This is a genomic window from Bradyrhizobium sp. HKCCYLRH1030 (assembly GCF_051168395.1).
Taxonomy (GTDB): domain Bacteria; phylum Pseudomonadota; class Alphaproteobacteria; order Rhizobiales; family Xanthobacteraceae; genus Bradyrhizobium.
The window spans coordinates 18,123-44,298 of record NZ_JBNPUY010000010.1; the positions used below are offsets into that span (position 1 = coordinate 18,123).

Annotated in this window: 21 protein-coding genes; 9 read left to right on the forward strand and 12 right to left on the reverse strand. The window is 66.0% G+C overall.

The annotated features are described in order from the left end of the window. Positions 1-93 precede the first annotated feature (93 nt). Together ACQR1E_RS26070 and ACQR1E_RS26075 are read right to left on the reverse strand one after the other, a co-directional pair. Complete coding sequence (locus ACQR1E_RS26070) at positions 94-240, reverse strand: hypothetical protein (RefSeq protein ID WP_315716719.1); 147 nt, start codon at positions 238-240, stop codon at positions 94-96. A gap of 471 nt (positions 241-711) precedes the next feature. Continuing rightward, positions 712-1,386: a GntR family transcriptional regulator gene (locus tag ACQR1E_RS26075; protein ID WP_315769302.1), complete on the reverse strand. Its 675-nt coding sequence runs from the start codon at positions 1,384-1,386 to the stop codon at positions 712-714. A gap of 150 nt (positions 1,387-1,536) precedes the next feature. On the opposite strand from ACQR1E_RS26075, the gene ACQR1E_RS26080 reads away from it, so the two are divergent. From ACQR1E_RS26080 to ACQR1E_RS26090, 3 genes are all read left to right on the forward strand, one after another. After that, positions 1,537-2,739, forward strand: coding sequence for an ABC transporter substrate-binding protein (locus ACQR1E_RS26080; RefSeq protein WP_434897744.1), 1,203 nt, complete (start codon positions 1,537-1,539; stop codon positions 2,737-2,739). A gap of 367 nt (positions 2,740-3,106) precedes the next feature. Further along, a complete protein-coding gene (locus tag ACQR1E_RS26085; RefSeq protein ID WP_316174975.1) occupies positions 3,107-4,669 on the forward strand; it encodes a TadE/TadG family type IV pilus assembly protein in 1,563 nt (520 codons plus the stop codon). Positions 4,670-4,757: 88 nt separating this feature from the next. Next, on the forward strand, positions 4,758-5,468 hold the full coding sequence (locus ACQR1E_RS26090; RefSeq protein WP_434863429.1) for a hypothetical protein: 711 nt from the start codon (positions 4,758-4,760) through the stop codon (positions 5,466-5,468). Here the strand turns inward: ACQR1E_RS26090 and ACQR1E_RS26095 are convergent. Together ACQR1E_RS26095 and ACQR1E_RS26100 are read right to left on the reverse strand one after the other, a co-directional pair. Continuing rightward, complete coding sequence (locus ACQR1E_RS26095; protein WP_434863428.1) at positions 5,458-6,306, reverse strand: tetratricopeptide repeat protein; 849 nt, start codon at positions 6,304-6,306, stop codon at positions 5,458-5,460. The genes ACQR1E_RS26090 and ACQR1E_RS26095 overlap by 11 nt on opposite strands. A 78-nt stretch (positions 6,307-6,384) precedes the next feature. Beyond that, positions 6,385-7,332, reverse strand: a complete 948-nt coding sequence (locus tag ACQR1E_RS26100) for an alpha/beta hydrolase (RefSeq protein WP_315769296.1) — start codon at positions 7,330-7,332, stop codon at positions 6,385-6,387. A 193-nt stretch (positions 7,333-7,525) separates the two neighbouring features. Here ACQR1E_RS26100 and ACQR1E_RS26105 point away from each other — a divergent pair, with 193 nt between their 5' ends. After that, positions 7,526-8,005 carry an Hsp20 family protein gene (locus ACQR1E_RS26105; RefSeq protein WP_434863427.1) on the forward strand — a complete coding sequence of 160 codons (480 nt, stop codon included), beginning with the start codon at positions 7,526-7,528 and terminating at the stop codon, positions 8,003-8,005. A 161-nt stretch (positions 8,006-8,166) separates the two neighbouring features. Further along, positions 8,167-8,931 (forward strand): alpha/beta fold hydrolase, encoded by a 765-nt coding sequence (locus ACQR1E_RS26110; RefSeq protein ID WP_434863426.1) that lies wholly within the window; start codon positions 8,167-8,169, stop codon positions 8,929-8,931. Positions 8,932-9,117: 186 nt separating this feature from the next. Here ACQR1E_RS26110 and ACQR1E_RS26115 read toward each other — a convergent pair whose 3' ends face one another. After that, complete coding sequence (locus tag ACQR1E_RS26115) at positions 9,118-10,086, reverse strand: hypothetical protein (protein ID WP_434897745.1); 969 nt, start codon at positions 10,084-10,086, stop codon at positions 9,118-9,120. A gap of 549 nt (positions 10,087-10,635) precedes the next feature. Between ACQR1E_RS26115 and gltB the strand changes: the two genes are divergently transcribed. Continuing rightward, positions 10,636-15,372 carry a glutamate synthase large subunit gene (gene gltB / locus ACQR1E_RS26120; RefSeq protein WP_315716555.1) on the forward strand — a complete coding sequence of 1,579 codons (4,737 nt, stop codon included), beginning with the start codon at positions 10,636-10,638 and terminating at the stop codon, positions 15,370-15,372. Positions 15,373-15,647: 275 nt separating this feature from the next. Continuing rightward, positions 15,648-17,096 (forward strand): glutamate synthase subunit beta, encoded by a 1,449-nt coding sequence (locus tag ACQR1E_RS26125; RefSeq protein ID WP_434897746.1) that lies wholly within the window; start codon positions 15,648-15,650, stop codon positions 17,094-17,096. Positions 17,097-17,653: 557 nt separating this feature from the next. On the opposite strand, the gene ACQR1E_RS26130 is transcribed toward ACQR1E_RS26125, so the two are convergent. The 3 genes from ACQR1E_RS26130 to ACQR1E_RS26140 all read right to left on the reverse strand — a co-directional run bounded on the left by ACQR1E_RS26130 (position 17,654) and on the right by ACQR1E_RS26140 (position 19,657). Continuing rightward, positions 17,654-18,469, reverse strand: coding sequence for an arylamine N-acetyltransferase family protein (locus tag ACQR1E_RS26130; protein ID WP_434897747.1), 816 nt, complete (start codon positions 18,467-18,469; stop codon positions 17,654-17,656). Positions 18,470-18,484: 15 nt separating this feature from the next. Next, the gene (locus tag ACQR1E_RS26135; RefSeq protein ID WP_434897748.1) at positions 18,485-19,300 is read right to left on the reverse strand and encodes an arylamine N-acetyltransferase family protein; all 816 of its coding nucleotides are present in this window, start codon (positions 19,298-19,300) and stop codon (positions 18,485-18,487) included. A gap of 87 nt (positions 19,301-19,387) precedes the next feature. Continuing rightward, entirely contained in the window at positions 19,388-19,657 is a 270-nt protein-coding gene (locus ACQR1E_RS26140) for a winged helix-turn-helix transcriptional regulator (RefSeq protein ID WP_315716709.1), read from the reverse strand. A gap of 142 nt (positions 19,658-19,799) precedes the next feature. Here ACQR1E_RS26140 and ACQR1E_RS26145 point away from each other — a divergent pair, with 142 nt between their 5' ends. Further along, the gene (locus ACQR1E_RS26145; protein WP_316186088.1) at positions 19,800-20,342 is read left to right on the forward strand and encodes a carboxymuconolactone decarboxylase family protein; all 543 of its coding nucleotides are present in this window, start codon (positions 19,800-19,802) and stop codon (positions 20,340-20,342) included. A gap of 51 nt (positions 20,343-20,393) precedes the next feature. Here the strand turns inward: ACQR1E_RS26145 and ACQR1E_RS26150 are convergent, their stop codons facing one another. After that, positions 20,394-21,395: a KpsF/GutQ family sugar-phosphate isomerase gene (locus ACQR1E_RS26150; RefSeq protein ID WP_316174985.1), complete on the reverse strand. Its 1,002-nt coding sequence runs from the start codon at positions 21,393-21,395 to the stop codon at positions 20,394-20,396. A gap of 170 nt (positions 21,396-21,565) precedes the next feature. Between ACQR1E_RS26150 and ACQR1E_RS26155 the strand changes: the two genes are divergently transcribed. Then, positions 21,566-23,284: an outer membrane beta-barrel protein gene (locus tag ACQR1E_RS26155; RefSeq protein ID WP_434897749.1), complete on the forward strand. Its 1,719-nt coding sequence runs from the start codon at positions 21,566-21,568 to the stop codon at positions 23,282-23,284. A 139-nt stretch (positions 23,285-23,423) separates the two neighbouring features. Here the strand turns inward: ACQR1E_RS26155 and ACQR1E_RS26160 are convergent, their stop codons facing one another. The 3 genes from ACQR1E_RS26160 to hemH form a co-directional block, all read right to left on the reverse strand. Then, entirely contained in the window at positions 23,424-23,870 is a 447-nt protein-coding gene (locus ACQR1E_RS26160; protein WP_434897750.1) for an NfeD family protein, read from the reverse strand. A 17-nt stretch (positions 23,871-23,887) separates the two neighbouring features. Beyond that, entirely contained in the window at positions 23,888-24,892 is a 1,005-nt protein-coding gene (locus ACQR1E_RS26165; protein WP_316226921.1) for an SPFH domain-containing protein, read from the reverse strand. A 203-nt stretch (positions 24,893-25,095) separates the two neighbouring features. After that, positions 25,096-26,148 carry a ferrochelatase gene (gene hemH, locus ACQR1E_RS26170; protein WP_434897751.1) on the reverse strand — a complete coding sequence of 351 codons (1,053 nt, stop codon included), beginning with the start codon at positions 26,146-26,148 and terminating at the stop codon, positions 25,096-25,098. Positions 26,149-26,176 lie beyond the last annotated feature (28 nt).

The following is a 26,176-nucleotide window of genomic DNA, read 5'->3' on the forward strand; positions in this document are numbered from 1 at the left end:
GCAGCCCGCAAGACATCGGGACGGACCGGTCTTGCGGACCAACTCCCAGTTCGTTCCGAACTGGGGCAAGGTCAGCAGTCGTGAGCCGTCCGATCAGAACATCGCGGGCGGACTGACATTCACCCCGTGCTGGACCAGCACGAGAGAAGCGACCACGCCCGTCAATGAGAACATGGTCACCAGACCAAATCCGGAATTGAGCGCATGGGGACCAACCAGCTTCCGCACAATCATCATCATCAATGTCTCCTCCTGAATGTCGTTAGTGGACTTAACTAGAGGGACGGTGCGTTACCGGGGCGTTTCCAAATTTGGAGAGATCGGCGCGTGGTGAATGCATCCTTGAATGCACAGCATGCCCGGCATGAAGGCCGCTTAACAATGACGGCGGATTTGCAGTTGCATCGAGACGGGGGAAGCGCCGACGCTCGAAGAAGTTGAATCTTCGTATTAGCTCGCCCTGAACGGAGCACGATGTCGACGACAAGGATGGACGACGGCCGCACGCGAGGCGCGGTGGTTCGCGTCGCGCTGAGCGATCGCATCTATACGCGGCGTGAGCAATTCGACGCTTCCCGTTTCCCAGCGGAAGTACATCGTCACCCCGAATGAAGTGGCCACAGCCGTCAGGCGACCCTCGGTCATTCGGCTGGCGACATCCGGCTCGGAACGGATCGCGAAGACGTTCGCGGTCTGCGTCCTGATATGATCCTACTTCGCCTCATTCATCGCCGTCGCTGCGAGCAGCGCCGCCTCGATCGTGTCCCGGGTCTTGTCGAGATGCGCCATCATGAGCGTCACCGCGCGCTCGGTGTCGCGCGCCAGCGCCGCCTCCATCAGTTCGCGATGCTCACGCGCGGCATCGCGGTTGCCGCGATCGGTCTTGCGGGCGAGATCGAGATAACGCTCGTTGTGCGCAAACAGGAGATCGCGCACCCGCATCATCCAGGCGCTGCCACAGGCCTGGGCCAACGCGGCATGGAAATCGGCATGCGCCAGCATCCAGGCCGGCGAGAAGCTGCCGTCATGGGCCGCGATCGGCGTCGCGGCCAGACGGTGATGCGCGGCAACGACCGTGGTCTCCCAGGCGAGATCACCGTTGGCGATGGCGCGGCGCAGGCACTTGGTCTCGATCTCGACGCGCATGTCGGTCAGATCGCGCAGATCGGCCACCGAGACCGGCGCCACGCGGAAGCCGCGCTGCGGCGTCGCCGTCACCAGCCCTTCCGCCGTGAGCCGCGCCAGCGCCTCGCGGATCGCCCCGGTGCTGACGGAGAAGGCTGATCCGAGCTCGCTGATCTTCAGCTTCTCCTCCGGACGATAGAGGCCGGCGAGCAGGCTGGCACGCAACTGCTCGTAGACGGTCTGGGTGGCGCTGCCGGACATCGACTCACTCTCGCGGGACAATCGATTCACACTAGCAAAGCCTAAAAGTATATTTTCATCAAAAAATATATTTTAATTGCACGGCCTCCGCCATGCCCCTATGCTCAGCGCCAAAACGCCGCCGGCAGCGCGGCCATCAGGGAGGTATCCATGCGAAGCGCCATCGCAGCGGCAGGATTGTTGGTCGGCGCGTCCGTCCTCGCCGTACCCGCTCGGGCGGAGGATCAGCCGGGCGTCACCGCCAGCGAGATCCGCATTGGACAGACCATGCCCTATAGCGGGCCAGTGTCCGCCTTCGGCATCCTCGGCAAGGGCGAGGTGGCCTATTTCAAGATGGTCAACGACCGCGGCGGCATCAACGGCCGCAAGGTCAACCTGATCTCGCTGGACGACAGCTACGTGCCGCCCAAGACCGTGGAGCAGACGCGACGGCTGGTCGAGAGCGACGAGGTGTCGTTCATCTTCTCGACCATGGGCACCGCGCACAACACCGCGATCGCCAAGTATCTCCAGGGCAAGAAGGTGCCGCAGCTGTTCGTGGCCTCGGGCGCCTCGAAGTTCGGCGACCCTGCGCAATTTCCGCTGGCCTTGATGGGCGTGATGGCGCCGTTCCGCAACGAAGCGCGGATGTATGCGCGCTACGCGCTGCAGAAGAAGCCGGATTCGACCTTTGCCATTCTCGCGCAGAACGACGATTTCGGCCGCGACTATCTCGCCGGGCTGAAGGACGTGCTCGGCGAGCGCTTCGACAGCACGGTGACCGTCGCAAGCTACGAGTCGACCGAGCCGACCATCGACTCGCAGATCGTGAAGCTGAAATCGACCGGCGCCGATGCGCTGATCATCGCCGCGACGCCGAAATTCGCCGCGCAGGCGATCCGCAAGACCTTCGAGATCAACTGGCGGCCGCTGACGTTCCTGACCAACGTCTCGGTGTGGATGTCATCGGTCATGGAGCCGGCGGGACTGGAGGCCGGCACCGGCATCATCTCGACAGCCTACGTCAAGGATCCGTTGGATCCCGCCTGGGCCAACGATGCCGGCGTCAAGGGCTGGCGCGACTATATGGCGAAATACGTGCCCGACGGCGACATCCGCGATTCCAACTACGTCAACGGCTACAACAACGGCATGGTACTGGAGCAAGTGCTGAAGGCGGCCGGCAACGATCTGTCGCGCGAGAACATTTTGCGGCAGGCGCTGTCGATCAAGGATCTCGAACTGCCGATGCTGCTGCCGGGCATCAAGGTCAACACGTCAGAGACCGACCACCTCCCGGTCGAGCAGGTGCAGTTCATGCGTTTCACCGGCAAGCAGTGGGAGCGGTTCGGCGAGGTGCTGTCGACCAAGTAGCGGCGGCTGCTCCGTGGATCGTCGGCGCGGCTCCGCGCTGACGACAGGCGCACGCATGGGCTGGCACGGTATTGGAGGACGGCGCCTCTCTCTCGCCACGTAAACAAAATCGCAACAGTCGCCTGCGATGTTTCGTCGCAGGTCAACCGAAGTCGCAATCGGCGTCCGCATACATCCACATGTGGTCCCGCGCGCGACGGCGTGACCCTCTGCTCACGGCCGGGGGAGCGGGCGGAGGCGGGCTCCTGCCCGGTTCTCACCGCAGGTCTCCTTGAAGCAGTCGCGGAGATGATCGCCGCGGGGGAACCGCCAACAAGGAAAAGAATACAGGTCCTCACCGCCCCAACGGGATCTTTTGAGGAAGAGCATGACGGATATCAGCCGACCAGCGAGCCGGGCGAGCGCCGCCATCGCGCGCTTCTCCCGCGACAGCAAGGCCAATATCGCGGTCACATTCGCGCTGGCGCTGTTGCCGATTCTCACGGCGATCGGATGCGCGACCGACTACTCCATGGCCATGCGCATGAAGATCAGGCTCCAGTCTGCGGCGGATGCCGCGAGCATCGCCTCGATCTCGGTCAACTCGGCAGGCTATACAGCGGCGATGGCGATGACGTCGGACGGAACCGTTACCGCCGGAGTCGCGGAGGCGGACAACATCTTCAAGGGCAACGCCTCTACCTTTCAAGGCTACACATTGACGTCCGAGACCAGCACCGTCACCAAGAGCGGGTCCACACTGACGTCGCAGGTGCAATTCACCGCCAACGTGCCGGCCACGTTCCTGACGGTGATCGGCTATCAGAATCTGACGGTCAGCGGCCAATCGTCCTCCTCCGTCACGTTGCCACTCTATCTCGACTTCTATTTGACGCTGGACGTCTCGGGCTCGATGGGCCTCCCGTCGACGTCGTCCGAAGCACAGCGCATGCAGGCCATCAGCCCGGACAACTACAGGCAATACCCCACGGGATGCACGCTGGCGTGCCATTTTTCGCCGCAGAATAGCGCTTGCACCGATTCAGGGACCCAGGGATATCCCACAAACAACTATTGCCTGGGCTATGCGATCTCGCGCGTCAGCCAGAGCGGTTACAAGAACCTGCTGACCACCAACAAGAACTACCCCATGGGCGTTCAACTGCCGTCGTCGATCGTGTCCGGCCTGCCGAACTCACTGTACAAGAACCTGGCGACCGTTGCGAACTGCCCGACCGATGGGACGGATGCGTGCATCCAGCTGCGGCTGGATGCCGTGGGCTATGCCGTGAACCAGCTGTTTGTCACGGCGAACAACACCAAGAAGGTCAACAACCAGTTCCGGATCGGCCTCTACCCCTTCATCCGATATCTCTATTCCTACTTTCCGCTCACCAGCAGCATCAACGGCTCGACGACGGATTCGACCACCATCAACTATGCGGCGGCCAACCTTGCGACGCTGCTCGACACCAACACCAACGCATCTCTCGGCTCGGGCGGAACGCATATCGACACGGCCCTGTCCAGCGTCAACAACCTGATCGTCAATGTCGGGAACGGCAGCGCCTCGACCAATACCCTGCCCTACGTGTTCCTGGTCACCGACGGCGCGCAAGACCCGCAAGTGAAGGGCGTGCCCAATGGCTCATGGTCCGGCAGCAATCATGCCACCGTGATCGATCCGAACACCTCCTGCACACCGCTGAAGAACCGCGGCATCATCATCTCAGTTCTCTACATTCCCTATCAGGTGATCAATCCGGTGAACGCATCCTTCGCCGGTGACGAAGACGACTATGCCAACAGCAACATTCCTTCGATTCCGCCGAGCCTGAAGGCCTGCGCCTCGCCGGGATTCTTCTATACGGCGAACACGCCCGCCGACATCACGTCGGCGCTGAACGCGATGTTCAATCATGCGGTGTCCGAGGCGCATCTGACGAGATAGAGCAGAGACAAGCCCAGGCTCGGCCGTTGGACTTTCGGCGCCGAAGGCGTAGACCTCTACCGTCGACCACGAAAGAGCCGCGGCGCCCATGTCCGAGACTGATCCGCTCACGCTGAAATTTCGCTGTCCGAAGGAGCTGGAAGGCCTCATTCCGCAGCCGGTGCCGGCGCCGATGGGCGTTCCCGACTGGGTCAAGACGATGCCGGCCACCGCGTTCAGCGCGCTCAACCAGGCCGAGGAGCAGACCGTCAAGCGCTGCGCGCCCTTCATCGACGCGATGACGACGGGCTTCCTCATTCCGCTGATCTGCGATCTCACGGTCGAGGATGGCGGGATCAGCTGGGACAACGAGCTGCCGCCGGGCGGCGCGATCGATTTTCCGCGCTCGCCGATCAGCTTCCACGACGCCGCGCAGGTCACGGGCTCGCCGCTGTTCGAGGCCGACCGCTTCCTGCTCAAGTTTCACAATCTCTGGACGATCGAGGCGCCGGAGGGCTGGGCATTGCTGTTCACGCATCCCGTCAACCGCTTCGACCTGCCCTTCACCACCGTGACCGGACTGGTCGACAGCGACCGCTTTCACGACTCGTTCGTGCATTTTCCGGCGCATTGGCACGACACGGCGTTTCGCGGCGTGATCCCGAGAGGAACGCCGGTCGCGCAATGCATTCCGGTGAAGCGGCAGGCGTGGACGATGCAGACCTCGGCCTTCACCGAAGAGGAAATCGCAGAGATCCACGAGGTGCGCGAGGCGCTGAAGCGCGAGACCGGCGTCTATCGCAAGCGGTTCAGGGCTTGAGGGCGGCCGCGCCGTCGACCTGAAGGAACTTCGCCGCATCGCTCGGCCGGAAAAAGAAGCGGCCATGCGAGCTAACGACCATCGTATAGGCCGCGCGGCTCAACAGATGCGGCCGGCCGCGCACCACCGTGCGCAGCGCCGCCTCGGCCCCGGCGCGGTCGCCCATCTCCATCAGGCACATAGCGAGGTTGGCGCGGGTCTGCGTGTCCTCAGGCCGCAGGCCGAGCGCATGGCGGTAGGTGCCGGCGGCCTCGGCATAGTCGCCGTCGAGGAACTGCACCCAGGCGAGCTCGATCAGGATGTCGGGCCGTCCCGGGGCGGCCTCGCGCGCCGCCAACAGGTGGTTGCGGGCCCGAACGCGGTCATTGGCCTGAAGAGAGAGGCGTCCGAGATCGAGCTGGAGGTCGACGCTGTCGGGTGACAGCGTCAGCGCCTCCTCGATCACGGCGATGGCTTCACCAAGCTGTCCCGACTTGGCAAGCCGCCCCGCCAGCTCCTGGAACGCCGGCAGAAAAGCCGGCCGCCGCGCCGCGGTCTTGCGCAACTGCGCGATGCCGTCGGCGGCGCGTCTGGATTCGCACAAGGCAGCGCCGAGCAGTGTCTCGAGTTCCGGATCGCTGCCGCGGAGCGCCGCCTTCTCGAGCGGCGCGATCGCTTCGCTCGCGCGCTGTTGGCCGAGCAGCGCATGGGCCTGGACGAGCAGCGCGGCGCGGTCGGTCCTGGCCGTGCGCAGAATCGAGGCGGCGATCTGCTCGGCGCGCGCGAACTGCCGCGCGCGCAGCGCGTGGATCGCCTCCTGCAGCGCCTGCGCCTGCAATCTGTTCTGCGCCTTGCTCACGACCAGCCGTCACAACGCGAGGGGGGCCGGTAGCTCTAGCCCGCAGGACCCAGGGGTGTCCAGCGGACGGCAGCACGCTCACCCGAACAGCGGCGTGCCCGGCACGAAGGCGTCGAACGCGGCCCAGAACTGCGAGCGGTAGCGGTCCTGCTCCTGCAGGATCTCGTGCTTGGCACCGGCGATGACGAGATGCGAGCCGGCGCGCAGATGATAGGCGAACTCCTCGATCGCAGCCGTCGACACCACGGTGTCGCTGGACGCCGCCAGCATCAGGATCGGCTGGCGGATCTGGGAGGGATAGGTCATGCCGCGGAAGGTCATCATCGCCGAGAACGCCGCGTCGGCCCAGGCGACCGTGGGCGAGGCGATGCCGAGCGTCGGATCTTCTTCGAGGATCGCGGCGTTGCGGGCATAGCGGACCGGATCGGAGGTCAGAGGATTGTTGACGAACGGCGCCAGCCCGCTGATCTCGTCGTTGCCGCCCGGCACGTAGCGGCCGCCCTGTCCGGCGATGCGCATCGCCCGCAGCAACAGCCGCGCCGGCAGCGCGGTGCGGCTGTCCGGAAGGTCGATCATCGGCGCCGACAGCACGACGCGATCGAACCAGCGCTTGCCGGCATGCGCGAGCCGCAGCAGCACCGTGCCGCCCATCGAATGCGCCAGCGCGAAATAAGGCGGCGGACAATCCGGCAGCACGACTTGCGTGACGAAGGTCTCCACGTCGGTCTCGTAGTCGGAGAACGAGCGCACATAGCCCTTGCGGGAATCGCGCAGGCGCCGCGATGAATGGCCCTGGCCGCGCCAGTCGATGATGGCGACCGCAAAGCCGCGATCGCGCAGATCGCGCACCGTCTCGAAATACTTCTCGATCATCTCGCTGCGGCCGGTGAACACGCACACCGTGCCCTTGCGCCCGGCCGGCGGCGCCCAGCGCGCAAAGCGCAGCTCGGCGCCATCAGGGGTCTTGATGGTGCCGGCAGTGACGTTTTCGGGAACGGGATTGGCGGGAATCGAGACGAGCGTCATGAGGCGCCCATCGAATAGGTGAAAGGCAGCGGGAATCAAGGGGTGGAACGGCAAAAAGAGCAGGTCTTGGGCGCCCTTGAAGGTCGAAACGTCCGGCCCATATCGAGATCGTGCAGGCCGCGTCAGGCTGCACGACAGCCCGGCCCGATGGCGGGCGGGTTAGCCAACAGTCGCTCAATGGAGGACTTTGACCATGCGTACCTACGACCTCACCCCCTTCTATCGTTCCACCGTCGGTTTCGACCGTCTGTTCTCGCTGCTCGACCAGGCCACCGCCGAGCCCACCCCCGGCTATCCGCCCTACAACATCGAGCGCACCGGTGAGAACGCTTACCGCATCACCGTCGCCGTCTCCGGCTTTGGCAAGGATGAGCTCTCCCTCGTCGCGAAGGAAAACACGCTGACGATCAAGGGCGAGAAGGCCGCCAACGAGAACGGCAAGAAGAGCGAGGTGCTGTACCGCGGCATCGCCGCCCGGGCCTTCGAGCGCTCGTTCCAGCTCGCCGACCACGTGGTGGTGAAGAACGCCAGCCTCGAAAACGGCCTGCTCCACGTCGACCTCGTACGCGAGATTCCGGAAGCGAAGAAGCCCCGCTCGATTCCGATCTCGACCGGCGCGCAGGCCGCCGAGCAGCCGGTGATCGAAGGCTCGGCCGAGAAGGCCGCCGCCTAACAGCACATCCTCATTCTGGAATAGGAGCGCCCCGGGCAACCGGGGCGTTTTTTCATGTCTCGCTGCAGTGCAGTCAAACGATCGTGACCACTGGTAACGGCCTGCTCTCAGCTCGCGAAGACGCCAATGATCGCCTCGTCAACCGGGCTTGGAGCCGTGACATGGACCTTCTTCGCACCCTTACCTGCGCCGCCGCGCTGCTGATCTCCGCAGGCCCCGCCCTCGCCGAGCCCGCGCTTCCGCCCAAGGTCCACAACGTCGTGCTGGTGCACGGCGCCTGGGCCGATGGCTCGAGCTGGGCCAAGGTCATCCCCTATCTGCAGGCGGCCGGCCTCAAGGTCACGGCCGTGCAGAATCCGCTGACCTCGCTGGCGGATTCTGCGGCCGCCACCCGCCGCGCCCTGGCCGAGCAGGATGGGCCGGCCGTGCTGGTCGGCCATTCCTGGGGTGGCACGGTCGTGAGCGAGGTCGGCACCGATCCAAAGGTCAGCGCGCTGGTCTATGTCGCGGCCCGGGCCCCCGATGCGGGCGAGGATTTCGTCAAGCTCGCCGGGCAATATCCGACACCGCCGGCACGCGCCGGCATCGTCGACCACGACGGCGAGACCAAGCTCAACGAGGACGCCTTCCTGAAGGACTTCGCCAATGGTGTCGATGCGACGACGGCGAAGGAGCTCTATGCGGTGCAATGGCCGACCGCGGCGACGATCTTCGGCAACCGCACCACCCAGGCGGCGTGGCACGACAAGCCGTCATTCTATGCGGTGTCGCAGCAGGACAAGACGATCGATCCGGATTTCGAGCGCTTCCTGGCCCACCGCATGAAGGCGACCACGATCGAGCTGGACGCCGGGCACCTGTCGCTGGTGTCGCATCCGAAGGAGATCGCTGATCTGATCCTGAAGGCCGCCGGTCAGCACGAGTAGTGCGACCGATCGCGCTGGGATCTCATCGGCTGCTCCAAACGACCTGTCATGCCCGCGAAAGCGGGCATCCAGGTCGCCGTGGCAGTCGTGACTGACCGAGATGCCGGGGTTACGTTATCGCCCGGTCGAGCCGGGCGATGACAGCTTTGGTGGTGGCAAGCGGCCGGGCAGACCGTCAGACTGCCTCTATTCCAAACCCTGTACAGCCGGCATCTTTGCCGTCGGCAGGATCTGGGGCACCGGCTTCGCCGTGGGCGCTGCGACGGAGCCGGTCGTCTGCGGCGCGGCCGCGGCCGATTGCACCGGCTTCGGCTCAGAGGGTTTTGCGTCTGAAGCCTTAGCTTCTGAAGCCTTAGCTTCTGAAGCCTTGGCTTCTGAAGCCTTGGCTTCTGAAGGCTTGGCCTCTGAAGGCTTGGCCTCGGCCGGCTTGATGTCCGCGGGGCTGGGCGCGACCGGCTTGACCGCCTCGGCCGGCTTCGGATTGAGCGCGGCGGTCTGCGGTGCCGGAGCACTCGGCCGTGCGGCAGGCGTCGGCACCTTCGGCTGGACCGGCACCGCGGTGGCAACGCGCGGCGCAGCCGGCATCGGCGGCACCAGGCGCGGATCGGCCCGGATCACGCTCGGCGGCGGCAGGCGGTCGAGGCCGCCGCGCGGGCTCGGCTCATAGCGCATCCGCTCGTACTCCTCGCCCCATTGGAACGCCGGCACGAAGCGGAGGATGCGGCCGGAGCGCGCATCGACCACGAGCTTGCCGTCCTCGCCCTGGCGATCGAGCACCGCCACGACCCAGACATTGCCGCGCTGGCGCGGTGCGCCGAGCGGCGAGAAACCGTTGTCGCGCAGAATCGCATAGACCTCATGCACCGGCAGGAACGCCGGTGCATAGCCATACTCCTGCTGGTAACCGTCCTGACGGTAGACCGGCGCCGGCGGCACATAGCGCTCGTCGCGGTAGCCGTAGTCAGGGCCCGGCCGATAGCCGTAACGCGGCGGCGGTGCGGGCACGACGGCCGGCGGCGGCAGGTCCGAATAAGGCGTATCGAAATCGGAGACCACCGTGTAGGGCGCACGGACGCCCTGTGGCGGCAACGGCTCGGCCTGCGCGGCAAACGGCGCGATCAACGCGGCGGAGACGACTCCAACTAGCAACTTCATGGCTCAAAGCTCCTGCATGCCCCCGCACGTGAAGCTGTTCGCTTCTTCTCAAGTGCTGCGGAAGTTCTGCCGTGATTCCGGCGGTCCTGGGTCGGCGAGAGGGCGGGATCGGGGCGTTAGGTTTCAAAATCGAGCGCGGCGCGTGATTGCCGGCCCGGCCGGATCGATCGGTCAGTGGCAGAAGCGGAAGATTTGCCGGGGAATGAGCGTGTGCGGCGCCCGGACCTCAGGACTCCGCAGTGCTTGTGTGATAGGTTAAAGTTTGGCATCTTGCGGTTTAGGACAGAAATGCTGTCTAAAATTTCGTTGCAAAGGTGACCGAGACTTTGCAATGATGTTACGGCGCCTGAGGGCGCTGCGACATGAACAGGCCGCGGTCGTCCAGCGGGGACATGGTCCCCCGGACACTGGCCTGAATTCTGCAAATGCGGCTCGCTGAGAAGGACGAGCGTTGGCTCCGGAGAGGGGCCCGCGCAGCGCCCGGGGTGCGCCGGACGGACTGTACCGGACTGTGGTGAAGGCCCTGACCAATAATTTATGGGGACGGATATGAGCGGATCGAAGGTCGAGCACGGAATTTTGGGCGGCGCGGTGCTGGCTGTGGATTCGCATGAGAAACCGGCCGAGATCACCCGCGAGCTGCATACGTGGCGCCCTGAAGCCGAAGGTCTGTACGACCCGAGCCAGGAGAAGGATTCCTGCGGCGTCGGCTTCATCGCCAACATCAAGGGCCAGAAGTCGCATCAGATCGTTGCGGACGCGCTCAGCATCCTCTGCAATCTGGAGCACCGCGGCGCCGTCGGCGCCGACCCGCGCTTCGGCGACGGCGCCGGCATCCTGGTGCAGATCCCGCACGCCTTCTTCTCGCGCAAGGCGAAGGAGCTCGGCTTCACGCTGCCGGCTCCGGGCGAATACGCCATCGGCGCGCTGTTCATGCCGCGCGACGAAGCGTGGCGGAACGTCATCAAGAGCATCATCGCCGACCAGATCGAGGACGAAGGCCTGGTGCTGCTCGGCTGGCGCGACGTGCCGACCGACAACTCCTCGCTGGGGGTGACCGTCAAGCCGACCGAGCCGCGCAGCATGCAGGTGTTCATCGGCCGCAACGGCGCCGCCAAGACCGAGGACGAGTTCGAGCGCAAGCTCTACATCCTCCGCAAGTCGATCTCGCAGGCGATCTATCAGCGTCGCGACCGCGGCATGTCGGGCTATTATCCGTGCTCGATGTCGTGCCGGACCGTGATCTACAAGGGCATGTTCCTGGCCGACCAGCTCGGCAAGTACTACGCCGACCTGCACGAGCCGGACTTCGAGAGCGCGCTGGCGCTGGTGCATCAGCGCTTCTCGACCAACACCTTCCCGACCTGGTCGCTGGCGCATCCCTACCGGATGATCGCGCACAACGGCGAGATCAACACGCTGCGCGGCAACGTCAACTGGATGGCGGCGCGGCAGGCGTCGGTGTCGTCGGAGCTGTTCGGCAAGGACATCAGCCGGCTCTGGCCGATCTCCTATGAAGGCCAGTCCGACACTGCCTGCTTCGACAACGCGCTCGAATTCCTGGTGCAGGGCGGCTACTCGCTGCCGCACGCGGTCATGATGATGATCCCGGAAGCCTGGGCCGGCAATCCGCTGATGAGCGAGGAGCGCCGCTCGTTCTACGAATATCACGCCGCGCTGATGGAGCCGTGGGACGGCCCGGCCGCGATCGCCTTTACCGACGGCCGCCAGATCGGCGCCACGCTCGACCGCAACGGCCTGCGGCCGGCGCGCTACCTCGTCACCAAGGACGACCGCATCGTGATGGCGTCCGAAATGGGCGTCTTGAAGATTCCGGAGGAGCAGATCGTCACCAAATGGCGGCTGCAGCCGGGCAAGATGCTGCTCGTCGATCTCGAGGAGGGTCGCCTGATCCCGGACGACGAGATCAAGGCGCAGCTCGCCGCCAGCCATCCCTACACCGAGTGGCTCGCGCGCACACAGATCCAGGTCGAGAAGCTGCCGGACGCGCCGACCACTGGCGCGCGCACCAACCTGCCGCTGTTGGACCGGCAGCAGGCGTTCGGCTACAGCCAGGAAGACATCGCGATCCTGATGACGCCGATGGCGGCGACCGGCGAGGAGGCCACGGGCTCGATGGGCAACGACACGCCGATCTCGGCGCTGTCGGACAAGCCGAAGCTGCTCTTCACCTACTTCAAGCAGAACTTCGCCCAGGTCACCAACCCGCCGATCGACCCGATCCGCGAGGAGCTGGTGATGAGCCTGGTCTCGATCATCGGTCCGCGGCCGAACCTGTTCGACCTCGAAGGCGTCGCTTCGACCAAGCGGCTCGAGGTGCATCAGCCGATCCTGACCGATGCGGACCTCGAGAAGATCCGCTCGATCTCGCAAGTGTCCGACAGCCACTTCGTCTCGCGCACGCTCGACACCACCTTCGATGCGAGCCTGGGCGCGGCCGGCTTCGAGCAGGTGCTCGACGATCTCTGCGGCCGCGCCGAAGCCGCGGTGCGCGAGGGCGTCAACATCATCATCCTGTCCGACCGCATGGTCTCGGCCGACCGGATTCCGATCCCGTCGCTGCTCGCCTGCGCCGCCGTGCATCATCACCTGATCCGCACCGGCCTGCGCACGTCGGTGGGTCTCGTGGTGGAGTCGGGCGAGCCGCGCGAGGTGCATCACTTCGCCTGTCTGGCCGGCTACGGCGCAGAGGCGATCAATCCTTATCTCGCCTTCGAGACCATCATCGCGCTCAAGGACAAGCTGCCGGGCGCGCTGAGCGACTACGAGGTCGTCAAGCGCTACATCAAGTCGATCGGCAAGGGCCTGCTCAAGGTCATGTCGAAGATGGGCATCTCGACCTACCAGTCCTATTGCGGCGCGCAGATCTTCGACGCGGTCGGCCTGAAGGCCGAGTTCGTGCAGAAGTTCTTCTACGGCACCCACACCCGCATCGAAGGCGTCGGTCTGGCCGAGATCGCCGAGGAGACCACGCGCCGCCACCGCGACGCGTTCGGCGACGCGCTGGTCTACAAGACCGCGCTCGATGTCGGCGGCGAATATGCCTTCCGCACCCGCGGCGAGGACCATGCGTGGACCGCGGAGTCGGTCGCGACGCTGCAGCACGCCGTGCGCGGCAATTCCAGGGAGCGCTACCAGGCGTTCGCGAGGCTGCTCAACGAGCAGTCCGAGCGGCTTCTGACCCTGCGCGGTCTGTTCCGGATCAAGTCGGCCGAGGACGACAAGCGCAAGCCGGTCCCGCTCGACGAGGTCGAGCCGGCCAAGGAGATCGTCAAGCGCTTCGCCACCGGCGCGATGAGCTTCGGCTCGATCTCGCGCGAGGCGCACACCACGCTCGCGATCGCCATGAACCGGATCGGCGGCAAGTCGAACACCGGCGAGGGCGGCGAGGAAGCCGACCGTTTCAAGCCGATGCCGAACGGCGATTCCATGCGCTCGGCGATCAAGCAGGTCGCCTCGGGCCGGTTCGGCGTGACGACGGAGTATCTCGTCAACTCCGACATGATGCAGATCAAGATGGCGCAGGGTGCGAAGCCCGGCGAAGGCGGCCAGCTGCCCGGCCACAAGGTCGACGCCACCATCGCCAAGGTGCGTCACTCGACGCCGGGTGTCGGCCTGATCTCGCCGCCGCCACATCACGACATCTACTCGATCGAGGATCTCGCGCAGCTGATCTACGACCTGAAGAACGTCAATCCCGACGGCCAGGTCTCGGTCAAGCTCGTCTCCGAAGTCGGCGTCGGCACGGTTGCCGCCGGCGTTGCCAAGGCGCGCGCCGACCATGTCACGATCGCGGGCTTCGAGGGCGGCACCGGTGCCTCTCCCCTCACCTCGATCAAGCATGCGGGCTCGCCGTGGGAGATCGGCCTTGCCGAAACGCACCAGACGCTGGTGCGCGAGCGGCTGCGCAGCCGCATCGTGGTCCAGGTCGACGGCGGCTTCCGCACCGGTCGTGACGTCGTCATCGGCGCCCTGCTCGGCGCCGACGAATTCGGCTTCGCCACCGCCCCCTTGATCGCCGCCGGCTGCATCATGATGCGCAAGTGCCATCTCAACACCTGCCCGGTCGGCGTCGCCACCCAGGACCCGGTGCTGCGCAAGCGCTTCACCGGCCAGCCCGAGCACGTGATCAACTTCTTCTTCTTCGTCGCCGAGGAAGTCCGCGAGATCATGGCGAGCCTCGGCTACCGCTCGTTCAACGAGATGGTCGGCCAGACCCAGATGCTCGACCAGTCCCGCCTGGTGGCGCATTGGAAAGCCAAGGGCCTCGACTTCTCCAAGCTGTTCGTCAAGCAGAAGGAGGCGCCGGGCCAGAAGATCCATCACGCCGAGGCGCAGGACCATCACCTCGAGGCCGTGCTCGACCGCAAGCTGATCGAGCAGGCCAAGCCCGCGCTCGACCGTGGCGCGCCGGTCAAGATCGAGGCCGAGATCAACAACACCGACCGTTCGGCGGGCGCGATGCTCTCGGGCGCGGTGGCCAAGATCTACGGCCATGCCGGCCTGCCGCAGGACACCATCCATGTCAGCCTGAAGGGCACCGCCGGTCAGGCCTTCGGTGCCTGGCTCGCCAACGGCGTCACCTTCGAGCTCGAAGGCGAAGGCAACGACTACGTCGGCAAGGGCCTGTCGGGCGGCCGCATCATCGTCAAGCCGCCGCGCAACTCCGGCATCGTGCCCGAGGAATCGATCATCGTCGGCAACACCGTGATGTACGGCGCGATCTCCGGCGAGTGCTTCTTCCGCGGCATCGCCGGCGAGCGCTTCGCGGTGCGTAACTCGGGCGCGGTCGCCGTGGTCGAGGGCGCGGGAGATCATTGCTGCGAATACATGACCGGCGGCATCGTCGTCGTGCTCGGCAAGACCGGGCGCAACTTCGCGGCCGGCATGTCGGGCGGCGTCGCCTATGTACTCGACGAGGCCGGCGACTTCGACAAGCACTGCAACATGGCGATGGTCGAGCTCGAACCGGTGCTGTCCGAGGAGATGATCGCAGAGGACACCTATCACCAGATGGGCGACCTCGAGGCGCATGGCCGGGTCGACGTGTTCAAGAACCTGCTGGCGTCCGACGTCGAGCGGCTGCACGTGCTGATCTCGCGCCACGCCAAGGCGACCGGCTCCAAGCGCGCCGCCGACATCCTGGCGAACTGGAAGGACTATGCGCCGAAGTTCCGCAAGGTGATGCCGGTCGAATACCGCCGTGCCCTGAAGGAGCTCGCCGCCAACGCCGACGCCGAGCCCAAGATCGCGATCGGGGCCTGAGGCGCAGGCCACAACCAAGGCGTCATTGCGAGCGCAGCGACTTGTCCGCCGAAGCCCCTTGGGGCGTAGGCGGAAGCAATCCAGGGCCCAGGAGAAAGTCTGGATTGCTTCGTCGCTGACACTCCTCGCAATGACGGAGCGAATGAGAGACGGCGTCATTCCGGGGCGCGCGAAGCGCGAACCCGGAATCTCGCCCCACAACTTCGAGATTCCGGGTCCGGCGCTAACGCGCCGTCCCGGAATGACGGAAACGATGACAAGGGACGTCGTAGGTCATGGGCAAGGTCACAGGTTTTCTCGAAATCGAGCGGCACGATCGCAAGTACGCGCCGGTTGCCGAGCGTCTGAAGAACTTCAACGAGTTCGTGGTACCGCTCTCCGAGAAGGAGCTGCGCGACCAGGCGGCGCGCTGCATGAATTGCGGCATTCCCTATTGCCACGGCACCGGCTCGGCCGCACCGGGCACCACCGGCTGTCCAGTCAACAACCAGATCCCGGACTGGAACGACCTCGTCTACAACGGCAATTGGGAAGAGGCGTCGCGAAATCTGCACTCGACCAACAACTTCCCCGAGTTCACGGGCCGCATCTGCCCGGCCCCGTGCGAGGCGTCGTGCACGCTGAACATCGACGACAATCCGGTGACCATCAAGACGATCGAATGCGCCATCGTCGACAAGGCCTGGGAGAACGGCTGGCTGAAGCCGGAGCCCGCCGCTGTGAAAACCGGCAAGAAGATTGCGGTCGTCGGCGCCGGCCCCGCGGGCATGGCCTGCGCCCAGCAACTGGCGCGCGCCGGTCACGACGTCCATGTCTTTGAGAAGCACGCCAAGGCCGGCGGCCTGCTGCGCTATGGCATTCCCGACTTCAAGATGGAGAAGGGCATCATCGACCGCCGCATCACCCAGATGGAAGGCGAAGGCGTTACCTTCCACTATGGCGTCAATGTCGGCGGCAAGGACGGCCTCGATGCGACGTCGCTGCTGAAGGATTACGACGCGGTGGCGCTGACCGGCGGCGCGGAAGCCCCGCGCGACCTGCCGATTCCCGGCCGCGATCTCACCGGTATCCATTACGCGATGGACTTCCTGCCGCAGCAGAACCGCCGAGTCGGCAACGAGCCCGTGAACGCGACCGACATCCTGGCCGGCGGCAAGCATGTCGTCGTGATCGGCGGCGGCGACACCGGCAGCGACTGCATCGGCACCTCGCTGCGCCAGGGCGCGCTGTCGGTGACCCAGCTCGAGATCATGCCGGCGCCGCCGGAGCGTGAGAACAAGGCGCTGACCTGGCCGAACTGGCCGCTGAAGATGCGGACGTCGTCGAGCCAGGCCGAAGGCGCGGCGCGCGAGTTCGCGGTGCTGACCCAGAAGTTCGAAGGCGAGAACGGCGCGGTCAAGAAGCTGCATTGCGTCCGCGTCGACGCGCAGTTCAAGCCGATTCCCGGCACCGAGTTCGTGCTCGCGGCCGATCTGGTGCTGCTGGCGATGGGCTTCGTCCATCCGGTGCATGAGGGCCTGCTCAAGAGCCTCGGCGTCGATCTCGACCCGCGCGGCAACGTCAAGGCCAACCTGACGGACTACCAGACCTCGCTGCCGAAGGTCTTCTCCGCCGGCGACATGCGCCGCGGCCAGTCCCTGGTGGTTTGGGCGATCCGCGAGGGCCGCCTGTGCGCTCGGGCCGTCGATAAGTTCCTGATGGGCAAGACCGAGCTGCCGCGCTGAGCCGTGGCGTGAACACCCTGTTTCGCTAACTGGACGGGCTTGCACCGACTGTTGGGTCAAGATCGCGTCCAGTCAGCAGAACGTGAAACAAAAAAGGGGTGGGGGCTTCCTCGACAGGAATCTCCGCACGGCCTGAAGTGGCAGGTCAGGTCGACGGTCCATCATCGATCGGATGAGCGTCGAAGCGTCAGGGTCGACGTGTCACCGTGAAGCCCCCACCCGTCCTGGCCATCGGGCCAGCTCGGATGAGCCGCGCCTCGCGCGGCTCCGGTGTCAGGCGGGATGAGGCCGCGTGCAGCGACAGCGGCCCGGCTCGGCAGCAGGCGTGCCTTCGAGGATTGCGCGCACCGCGAGCATCACGATGTCAGCCATGTGGACGGTCCCCACTGTTCGACGGCAGGACGCCGCGAGCCCCCTTGGTTCCCGCAACCTAAAGCTGCGACTCTTAAGATAAGCACAATGGCCGCGCCGGCATTCCATTCAAATGCAGTCCGCGCGTGATCATGTCCGCGCTGATCACGCGAATACGCGTTTTGACTCGCGTCATCGGAGAGTGATCAGGCCTTGGTCCTTGCCCAGATGTCTTCGACCGGCACCGGCGGCGTCACCCGGAATATCTCGTCGATGACGCGGCCGAGTTCGGCAGCGCTCTCGATCAAACGCTCCTCGACGACTTCGCCATCGCGCGCCTGCCGCTGATAGCGGCGGGTGACCAGCTTGTGACGTATGCCGGGCTCGACACGCTCCATCATCAGCGTATGCGTGGCCGGCACGTTCGGGCTGGTCGAGGTGTACCAGCTGCCGAGCACATAATCGGCATGGATCTGCGGCGCGAGGTCGAACGCATACATCATGCGCCAGCCCGTCGGCTGCTTCGCGCTGACCGTATAGAGCCCGTCCCACGTGCCGACGCGGAACGTTCCCATCGGCGTCTGCTGCTCGGGTCCGAGCTCGAGACGAATGGGCGCATCCATCATGCAGATGCCGAAGCCGACATCGACGAGATACGGGCGGCCATCGACCTCGACCAGCAGCATCATGTGCTGGCGCGGCCCGAGCGGATCGGTCGGCGCCGAGCGCCAGCGCACCCGGCCGGCCAGGCCGGTGGTCTTGAATCCGATCGCCTCAAGCACCGCCTGGAACAGCACGTTCTGCTCGAAGCAGTAGCCGCCGCGGCGGCCGAGCACGAGCTTCTGTTGCACGGACCGCAGGTCGACATGGACGGGACGGCCCATCAGCGGATCGAGCGCCTCGAACGGCAGCGCGTCGACATGCGCGGCCTGCAGCGCTGCGAGCGTCGACAGGTCGGACGCGAGCGGCCCGCGATAGTCGATGCGGGCGAGATAGGAATCCAGCTGAAGCTCACCGGCCATCGCAACGCTTTCCCGTCAGCTCTCGATGCGCTTCCAGATCACAGCGACGGGCACCGGCAGCGTGAGCCCGAACACCTCCTCGATGACGCTGCGCAGCGTCTCGGGCGTTTCGATGATCTGTTCGCTCCTCACCTCGCCATCGCGCGCTTCGATGACCAGGCGGCGATTGACCAGCTTGTAGCGCGCCTCACGCGTCAACCGCTCCAGGATCAGCATCGAGGTGAACGGCGTCAACGGGCTGGTCGAGGTGAACCAGTTGCCGAGCACATAGTCGGCATGAATCTGCGGCACCAGATCAAACACATACATCGTGCGCCAGCCGGCCGGCTGCTTCGCCGCGAGCCAATACAGCCCATCAGACAGCGTCAGACGGAACGTACCCATCGCGGTCGGCTGCTCGATGTCGGCAACCATCTGCAGCGGCGTATCGAGCAGGCAGGAGCCGAAACCGACATCGGCGAGATGAGGCCCCTCCGGCAGGTCCACCTTCAGCATCATGTGCGTGCGCGGCGTCAGCGGCGCATCGGCATCGAGCCGCCAGCGCACCCGCGCCGAGAGCGGCGTCACCGCAAAGCCGATCGCCTCCAGCGCCGCTTTCAGCAGCGCATTCTGCTCGAAGCAATAGCCGCCGCGGCGGCCGTCGACGATCTTGGCCTGGACCGAGGCGAGATCGATGTTCACGGGCCGGCCGAGCAGCGGATCGATGCCTTCGAAGGCGATCGCATCGACATGGGCGGCCTGCAATCCGGCCAGCGTGTCGAGCGTCGGCGCCAGCGGCCCGCGATAGCCGATGCGCACAAGATATTTATCCAGATCGAATGCGCCCGGCATCGGCTCTGCTCCCTGTCTCGGACGAGCCCATAGCACGACGCCGCCGTGCCCGGCCAGAACGGGACCGCGCACGTGCCCAAGCTCGGCTCATCCCGTCTGCCGGCTCCAGCGCTCGGCAAAGCGATGCAGCGGCAGGAAGGTCTCCAACAGCTCGCGCCCCAATGGCGTCAGCTCGTAGCCGCTGTCGCCCAGCACGATGAAGCCCGCCTCGCGCAGCTCGTCCAGCCGCGCCTGCAACACGGTCGGCGAGGCCTCGTCGCAGGCCGCGCGCAGCGCCCGGGAGGTCAGGGCGTCGTCGCGCAGCTCCCAGACGATGCGCAGGCACCAGCGCCGGCCCAACAGATCGAGCAGCGCCATGACCGGCCGGCCCGAGCGCGAGCCGCGCACCCGGCGCGGTTGAACGTCTTTCGGCACGAAAACTCTCCAACAGCTTGCCAAGCGCTACGGAAAGCGTAGCATACTGCTACAGTAAATGTAGCACCGCACAGGAGGAACCGCCATGCCCCGGATCGCCCCGCTGCAGCCGCCCTACCCGGCCGACATCCAGGCGCAATTCGACCAGATCATGCGCGGGGCGCCGCCCTTGATGCTGTTCCGGGTGATGGCCGGCCATGCGCGCGCCTGGACCAAATTTCGCGGCGGCAGCCTGCTCGACCGCGGCCCGCTGTCCCTGCGTCAGCGCGAGATCGTCATCGATCGGACCTGCGCGCTGAATGCGTGCGAGTACGAATGGGGCGTGCACGTCCGCATCTTCGGCTCAGACGCCGGCCTGACGGCGCAGCAGATCGACGCCACCGTGAATGCACCGGCCGACGCGGCGTGCTGGTCGGCCCCCGAACGGGCCCTGATCGCTGCGGTCGATGCCTTGCACCAACGGTCGACCTTGAGCGACGACGAATTCGCCCGCCTCCGCCTGCATCATGATGAGGATCAGGTGCTGGAAATCATCCTGCTGTGCGGCTTCTATCGCACCGTGTCGTATGTCGCGAACGCACTGCAGCTGCCGCTGGAGGCCGATGCGGCACGATTCAACGCAGGCTGACCGGTCTTCCCAAGCGCGCGGCAGCCGGGCGCCCGCAAACGACGCTTCGAGCTAGGCCACCCCGGCCCGCAACAGATCGTGCATGTGCAGGATGCCGACCGGCCTGGCGCCGTCGGTGACGATCAGCGTGGTGATCTTGGCGGAGTTCAGGATCTCCAGCGCCTCGGAGGCCAGCGCCTCGCGGCGCACGGTGCGCGGGTTCGCCGTCATGATCTCCTCGACCGATGCGGACAACAGATCGGCGCGCATCTTCCGGCGGAGGTCGCCGTCGGTGATGATGCCGGCGACGTGACCACGAGCATCGACGATGACCACGCAGCCGAGCCCCTTGGCCGACATCTCGGCCAGCGCATCCGGCATGCCGGTGCCGAGCGGCTTCAGCGGCACCGCGTCGCCCGAGCGCATCAGGTCCGAGATGTGCTTGAGCATGGCGCCGAGCTTGCCGCCCGGATGGAAATTGGCGAATTCCAGCGCGGTGAAGCCGCGGCCTTCGAGCAGCGCGATCGCGAGCGCATCGCCGATCGCGGCCTGCATCAGGGTCGAGGTGGTCGGCGCCAGATTGTGCGGGCAGGCCTCGCGCGCCTTCGGCAGCTCCAGCACGATGCGCGCCGCCTGCCCCAGCGACGATTGCGCATTGGAGGTGACCGCGATCAGCGGGATGGCGAAGCGCTTGGTATAGTTGACCAGCGTCTTCATCTCCGGCTGCTCGCCGGACCACGACAGCGCGATGACGACGTCGTCCGAGGTGATCATGCCGAGATCGCCATGGCCGGCCTCGGCGGAATGCACGAAGAACGCGGGCGTGCCGGTCGAGGCGAGCGTGGCGGCCATCTTGCGGGCGACGTGGCCGGACTTGCCGAGACCGGTGAGGATCGCCCGGCCCTTCGCCTGGCGGATCAGTTCGACGGCGGCCGCGAAGGCCGCTCCCAGAGGTCCCGACAGCGCCGCGGAGATCGCGGCAATGCCGTTGCTGCCGGCATCGAGCGTGCGCAGTGCCGACTGGATATCTGCGTTGGCGGGAGCGGTGTCGGGCAACGGCTTCGATCTCGGCATGCGGACTTCCAAGGCTGAACAGTCAGGCGCCGCTCTTTAGCATGGGTAAGGCAGCAAGGCGCCATCAACAGCCCATTAACCATATTTGTTTTTACTCCCTTAACGACGCGGTTTGCCGGGCGGCGCGGGTGTCCCGACGACGCAATTGATTTTGTTGGAGTATTTTCATCGTGGGGTGGAGGCCTGACAGCGGCCGCGCGAGGCGCGCGCGAAGGCGCGCGGTGTGGCGCGGCGCCTCCGCCGCATGCCTGCTGCTCGGCGCGCTCGGCCCCGATGCGGCGCACTCGCAGACCATCGACGTGTTCCGGCCGGTGCGCGACGGCTTCCTGGCTCCGCAGGACTCCCCGTTGCGGCGGACCGTGGTCAGCGGCCTGACCGATGCCGTCCCGACGCCAGGGCTGCCCGCGACGCCTGCGCCGACCAGCTCGGCCGCACGACGAAATCTGGTCCCCCTGCCCGGTGTACCCGCGGCCAGCGGCGCATCCGATGTCGGCTATGATTCGCTGAATCGCACCCGCAAGAAGCCGAGATACTATCCCGCCCAGGCGCGGCCCAAGCCGGCGCCGGGTCCCGGCACGCGGCCGTCCGGCGAGCTCACCGGCCAGTTGCGCCCGACCCTGCCGCCCTCGGCCTCCGCCAACCGGCAGCCGCTCCCGCCTGCCATGGCCGGCACCGTGCCCGGCCAGCCGCCGCGCAAGCGCCTCAGAATCGACGACGACCCGTTCGGCGCGGTCGGCGACTACGCCGGGCCGTTCCTGATCAAGGGCGCGGTGGAGCTCTCGGCCGGCTATGACAGCAACCCGGCCCGCCTCGCCAAGCCGCGCGGCATGCCGGCCTGGGTGATCGCGCCGGAATTCCTGGCGGTGTCGAACTGGGAGCGTCACGCCCTCGTCGCCGACCTGCGGGGCTCCTTCACCGGCTATGGCAGCACCCTGCCGGCTATCATGGATGGCGGCATCAATTCGGCGCCGACCACGCTCGACCGCCCCGACTTCACCGGCCATGTCGACGGCCGCCTCGACGTCAGCCGCGACACGTCGGTCGGCGCCCAGCTCCGGCTGCGTGCCGCGACCGACAATCCCGGCAGTCCCAGCGTGCAAGCTGGATTGGCGCGCTATCCGGTCTACACCACGCTCGGCACCACCGTCGGCATCGACCAGCGCTTCAACCGGCTGCAGATTTCGGCGGGCGCCACCGCCGATCGCACCAGCTATCAGCAGAGCAAGCTGACCGACGGCACGATGACGTCGAACGACGACCGCAACTACAACCAGTTCGGCGGCATCGGCCGGGTGTCCTACGAGGTCATGCCCGGCCTGAAGCCGTTCGCGGAGGTGCAGGGCGACAGCCGCGTGCACGACCAGCGGGTCGATCGTTCGGGCTATCAGCGCGACTCCTCGGGCGGCTATGCCAAGGCCGGCACCTCGTTCGAGTTCACCCGGCTCCTGACCGGCGAGGTCTCGATGGGCTATGCCACGCGCAGCTATGTCGACCCGCGGCTCAACCGGCTGCAGGGCTTCCTCACCACGGCCTCGCTGGTGTGGTCGGCGACGCCGCTGACCACCGCGCGGTTTCTCTCCGACACGCAGCTCGCAGAAACGACGGTGGCCGGCGCCTCCGGCGTGCTGGTGCGCACCTACACGGTGCAGGTCGACCACGATTTCCGCCGCTGGCTGACCGGTATCGGCAAGTTCAGCTTCGGCACGCTCGACTATCAGGGCTACGGCCGCAGCGACCGCACCTATTCGGCCGAAGGCAACCTCGTCTACAAGATGTCGCGCAACGTCTGGGTCAAGGGCACGCTGCGCTACGACAAACTGGATTCGAACATCACCGGCGCCGGCTCATCGGGCACGGTGGTGATGCTGGGTGTGCGACTGCAGAATTAAGTCCCGCTCTTTCCCGGTCATTGCGAGCAGCGCAGCGACGAAGCAATCCAGGGCGCCGCGCGCGACTCTGGATTGCTTCGCTTCGCTCGCAATGACGCGGTGAGGCCGTCGGATCATACTAAGGGCATCATCCGCAGCACTACGCCACGGCTACAGTGAGCTGCGCGCCGTCCGCCTGCACGATGCGGACGCGGCTGCCGGCCGGCGCGTCCGGGCCCGCCACGCGCCACACCGTGTCGTCGATACGTACGGTGCCGTTACCACCGACGATCGGCTTCTCCAGGGTGAACTCGCGACCGACCAGGGCCGCCGAGCGGCGGTTCAGGAACGGATTGTCCTGCGACGGCGCCGCGCTCGCCCGCGCGAGGCGCCGCCACAGCGGCACGGCGGCGAGCGCGAACAGCGCGAACAGCAGGATCTGCAGTTGCCATCCCGGCGCAAACGCAAACGACAGCAGCCCGACCAGCAGCGCCGCGAGGCCGAGCCAGAACAGGAAGATGCCAGGCGCGAGCAGCTCCAGCGCCATCAGGATGATGCCGAAGATCAGCCAGTTCCAGGTGCCGAGCGTCACGAACATGTCGCTCATGAGTATCCTCCCCTGCGTCAAGCCTGCGGCGACGTCGGCGGCTTCGGCGGCGTCCCCGCTGACGGCACCGAACCGCCGCGGCGCGCGGCCGCCACGGCCGAAGCCGCGCTCTCGCCGAACGTCGCCTTGGCGATCTCACCGATGCCGGCGAGCGAGGCCAGCATGCCCGTCGCCTCCAGCGGCAGCATGATCACCTTCTGGTTCGGCGAGTCGGCGAGCTGACCGAACGCCTTGATGTACTTGTCGGCGATGAAGTAGTTGAGCGCGGCGACGTCGCCCTTGGAGATCGCGTCCGACACCATCTGCGTCGCCTTGGCCTCGGCCTCCGCGGCGCGCTCGCGCGCCTGGGCATCGAGAAAGGCCGATTCGCGGCGGCCCTCGGCCTGCAGGATCTGGCTCTGCTTGGCGCCTTCCGCGCGCAGGATCTCCGACTGCCGCTGGCCCTCGGCCTGCAGGATGTCGGCGCGCTTGACGCGCTCGGCCTTCATCTGCCGGCCCATCGCCTCGACCAGATCGGCCGGCGGCACGATGTCCTTGATCTCGATGCGGTTGACCTTGAGGCCCCATGGCGACACCGCGGCGTCGACGACGCGCAGCAGCCGCTCGTTGATCTCGTCGCGATGCGACAGCACCTGGTCGAGATCCATCGCGCCCATCACCGAGCGGATGTTGGTCATGGTCAGCGTGACGATCGCCTGGTTGAGGTTCGACACCTCGTAGCTCGCCTTGGCGGCGTCGAATACCTGGTAGAAGGCGACGCCGTCGACCGTCACGGTGGCGTTGTCCTTGGTGATGACCTCCTGCTCGGGGATGTCGATCACCTGCTCCATCATGTTGATCTTGCGCCCGATGCGATCGAAGAAGGGCACGATGATGTTGAGGCCCGGCGACAAGGTGCGGGTGTATTTGCCGAACCGTTCGACGGTCCAGTCGAACCCCTGTGGCACGGTCTTCACGCCGGAATACAGCGTGAAGATGACCAGCAGCACCAGCGCTATGGCGAAAATGTCGAAACCGCTCATGGATCCTCCAAGGGAGGAGACGATCGTCCCCTCACCAGCCTCTGCAGCCATCACAATCTAGGGATTACTGCATGATTTGGTCGGGGGTCCGCTAGGCGCGGTTCAGGAAAGTATTTTCGACGGGCGGACGGTCGTCCGCCTTGCGCCGGCGGGCGGCTCACCTAGCGGGCCGGCAATACCGCCGGCGGCTCAGAGCCAGCCTTTTACAACCAGCCCTGCAGCTCGCGCAGCACGAGCTGCCGCAGCACCTCCATGCCGGGAGCGCTGTCGTTCAGGCACGGCACGGCGGAGAATTCCTCGCCGCCATTGTGCTTGAAGATCTCGCAATTCTCGCCGGAGATCTCCTCCAGCGTCTCCAGGCAGTCGGCGGCAAAGCCCGGCATCACCACGGCGATCCGCTTGACGCCGTCCTTGGCGAGCTTCTCGATGGTCTTGTCGGTATAGGGCTGCAGCCACTCCGAGAAGCCGAAGCGCGACTGGAAGGTCAGCAGCAGCTTGGTGTCGTCCATGCCGAGCCGCTTGCGCAGCAGCTCGGTGGTGGCGATGCACTGCTCGCGATAGGGATCGCCCTTGTCGACATATTCCTTGGGCATGCCGTGGAACGAGGCCACGATCAGCTCGGGCTTGTACGCCAGCGTCTTCAGATGATCCTCGATCGAGACGGCCAGCGCCTCGATGTAGAAGTCGTCGTTGTAATAAGGCGGCGTCACCCGCAGCGTCGGCTGCGCGCGCAGCTCGGTCAGCACGCGGAACGCCTCGTCGCACACGGTCGCCGAGGTCGCGGCTGAATATTGCGGATAGAGCGGCACCACCAGGATGCGGTCGCAGCCCTGGGCCATGAGACCATCGACGCCAGCCTTGATCGACGGATTGCCGTAGCGCATCGCCCAGTCGACGATGACGTGGCTGCGGTCGGCCAGGCTCGCGGCCAGCTTCTCGCTCTGCGCGCGGGTGATCGTCTTCAGCGGCGATTCGTTCCTCTCGGTGTTCCAGATCGACTGGTAGTCTTTCGCCTTCTTGCGCGGCCGGACATTGAGGATGATGCCGTTGAGGATGATCTTCCACAACAGGCCCTGGTCCTCGATGACGCGGCGGTCGGACAGGAACTCCTTCAGATACACCCGCACGCCGGCGGCGTCGGCCGTATCCGGCGTCCCGAGATTGACCAGCAGCACGCCGACGCGGGACGTGCTCGCGGCCGGCAACGGCCTGACGTCGACAGGCCTGGCATTGTCCAGAGAGATGGCGGCGGTCATGATGCCCGTGACTGCTGAAGGGCGTGGC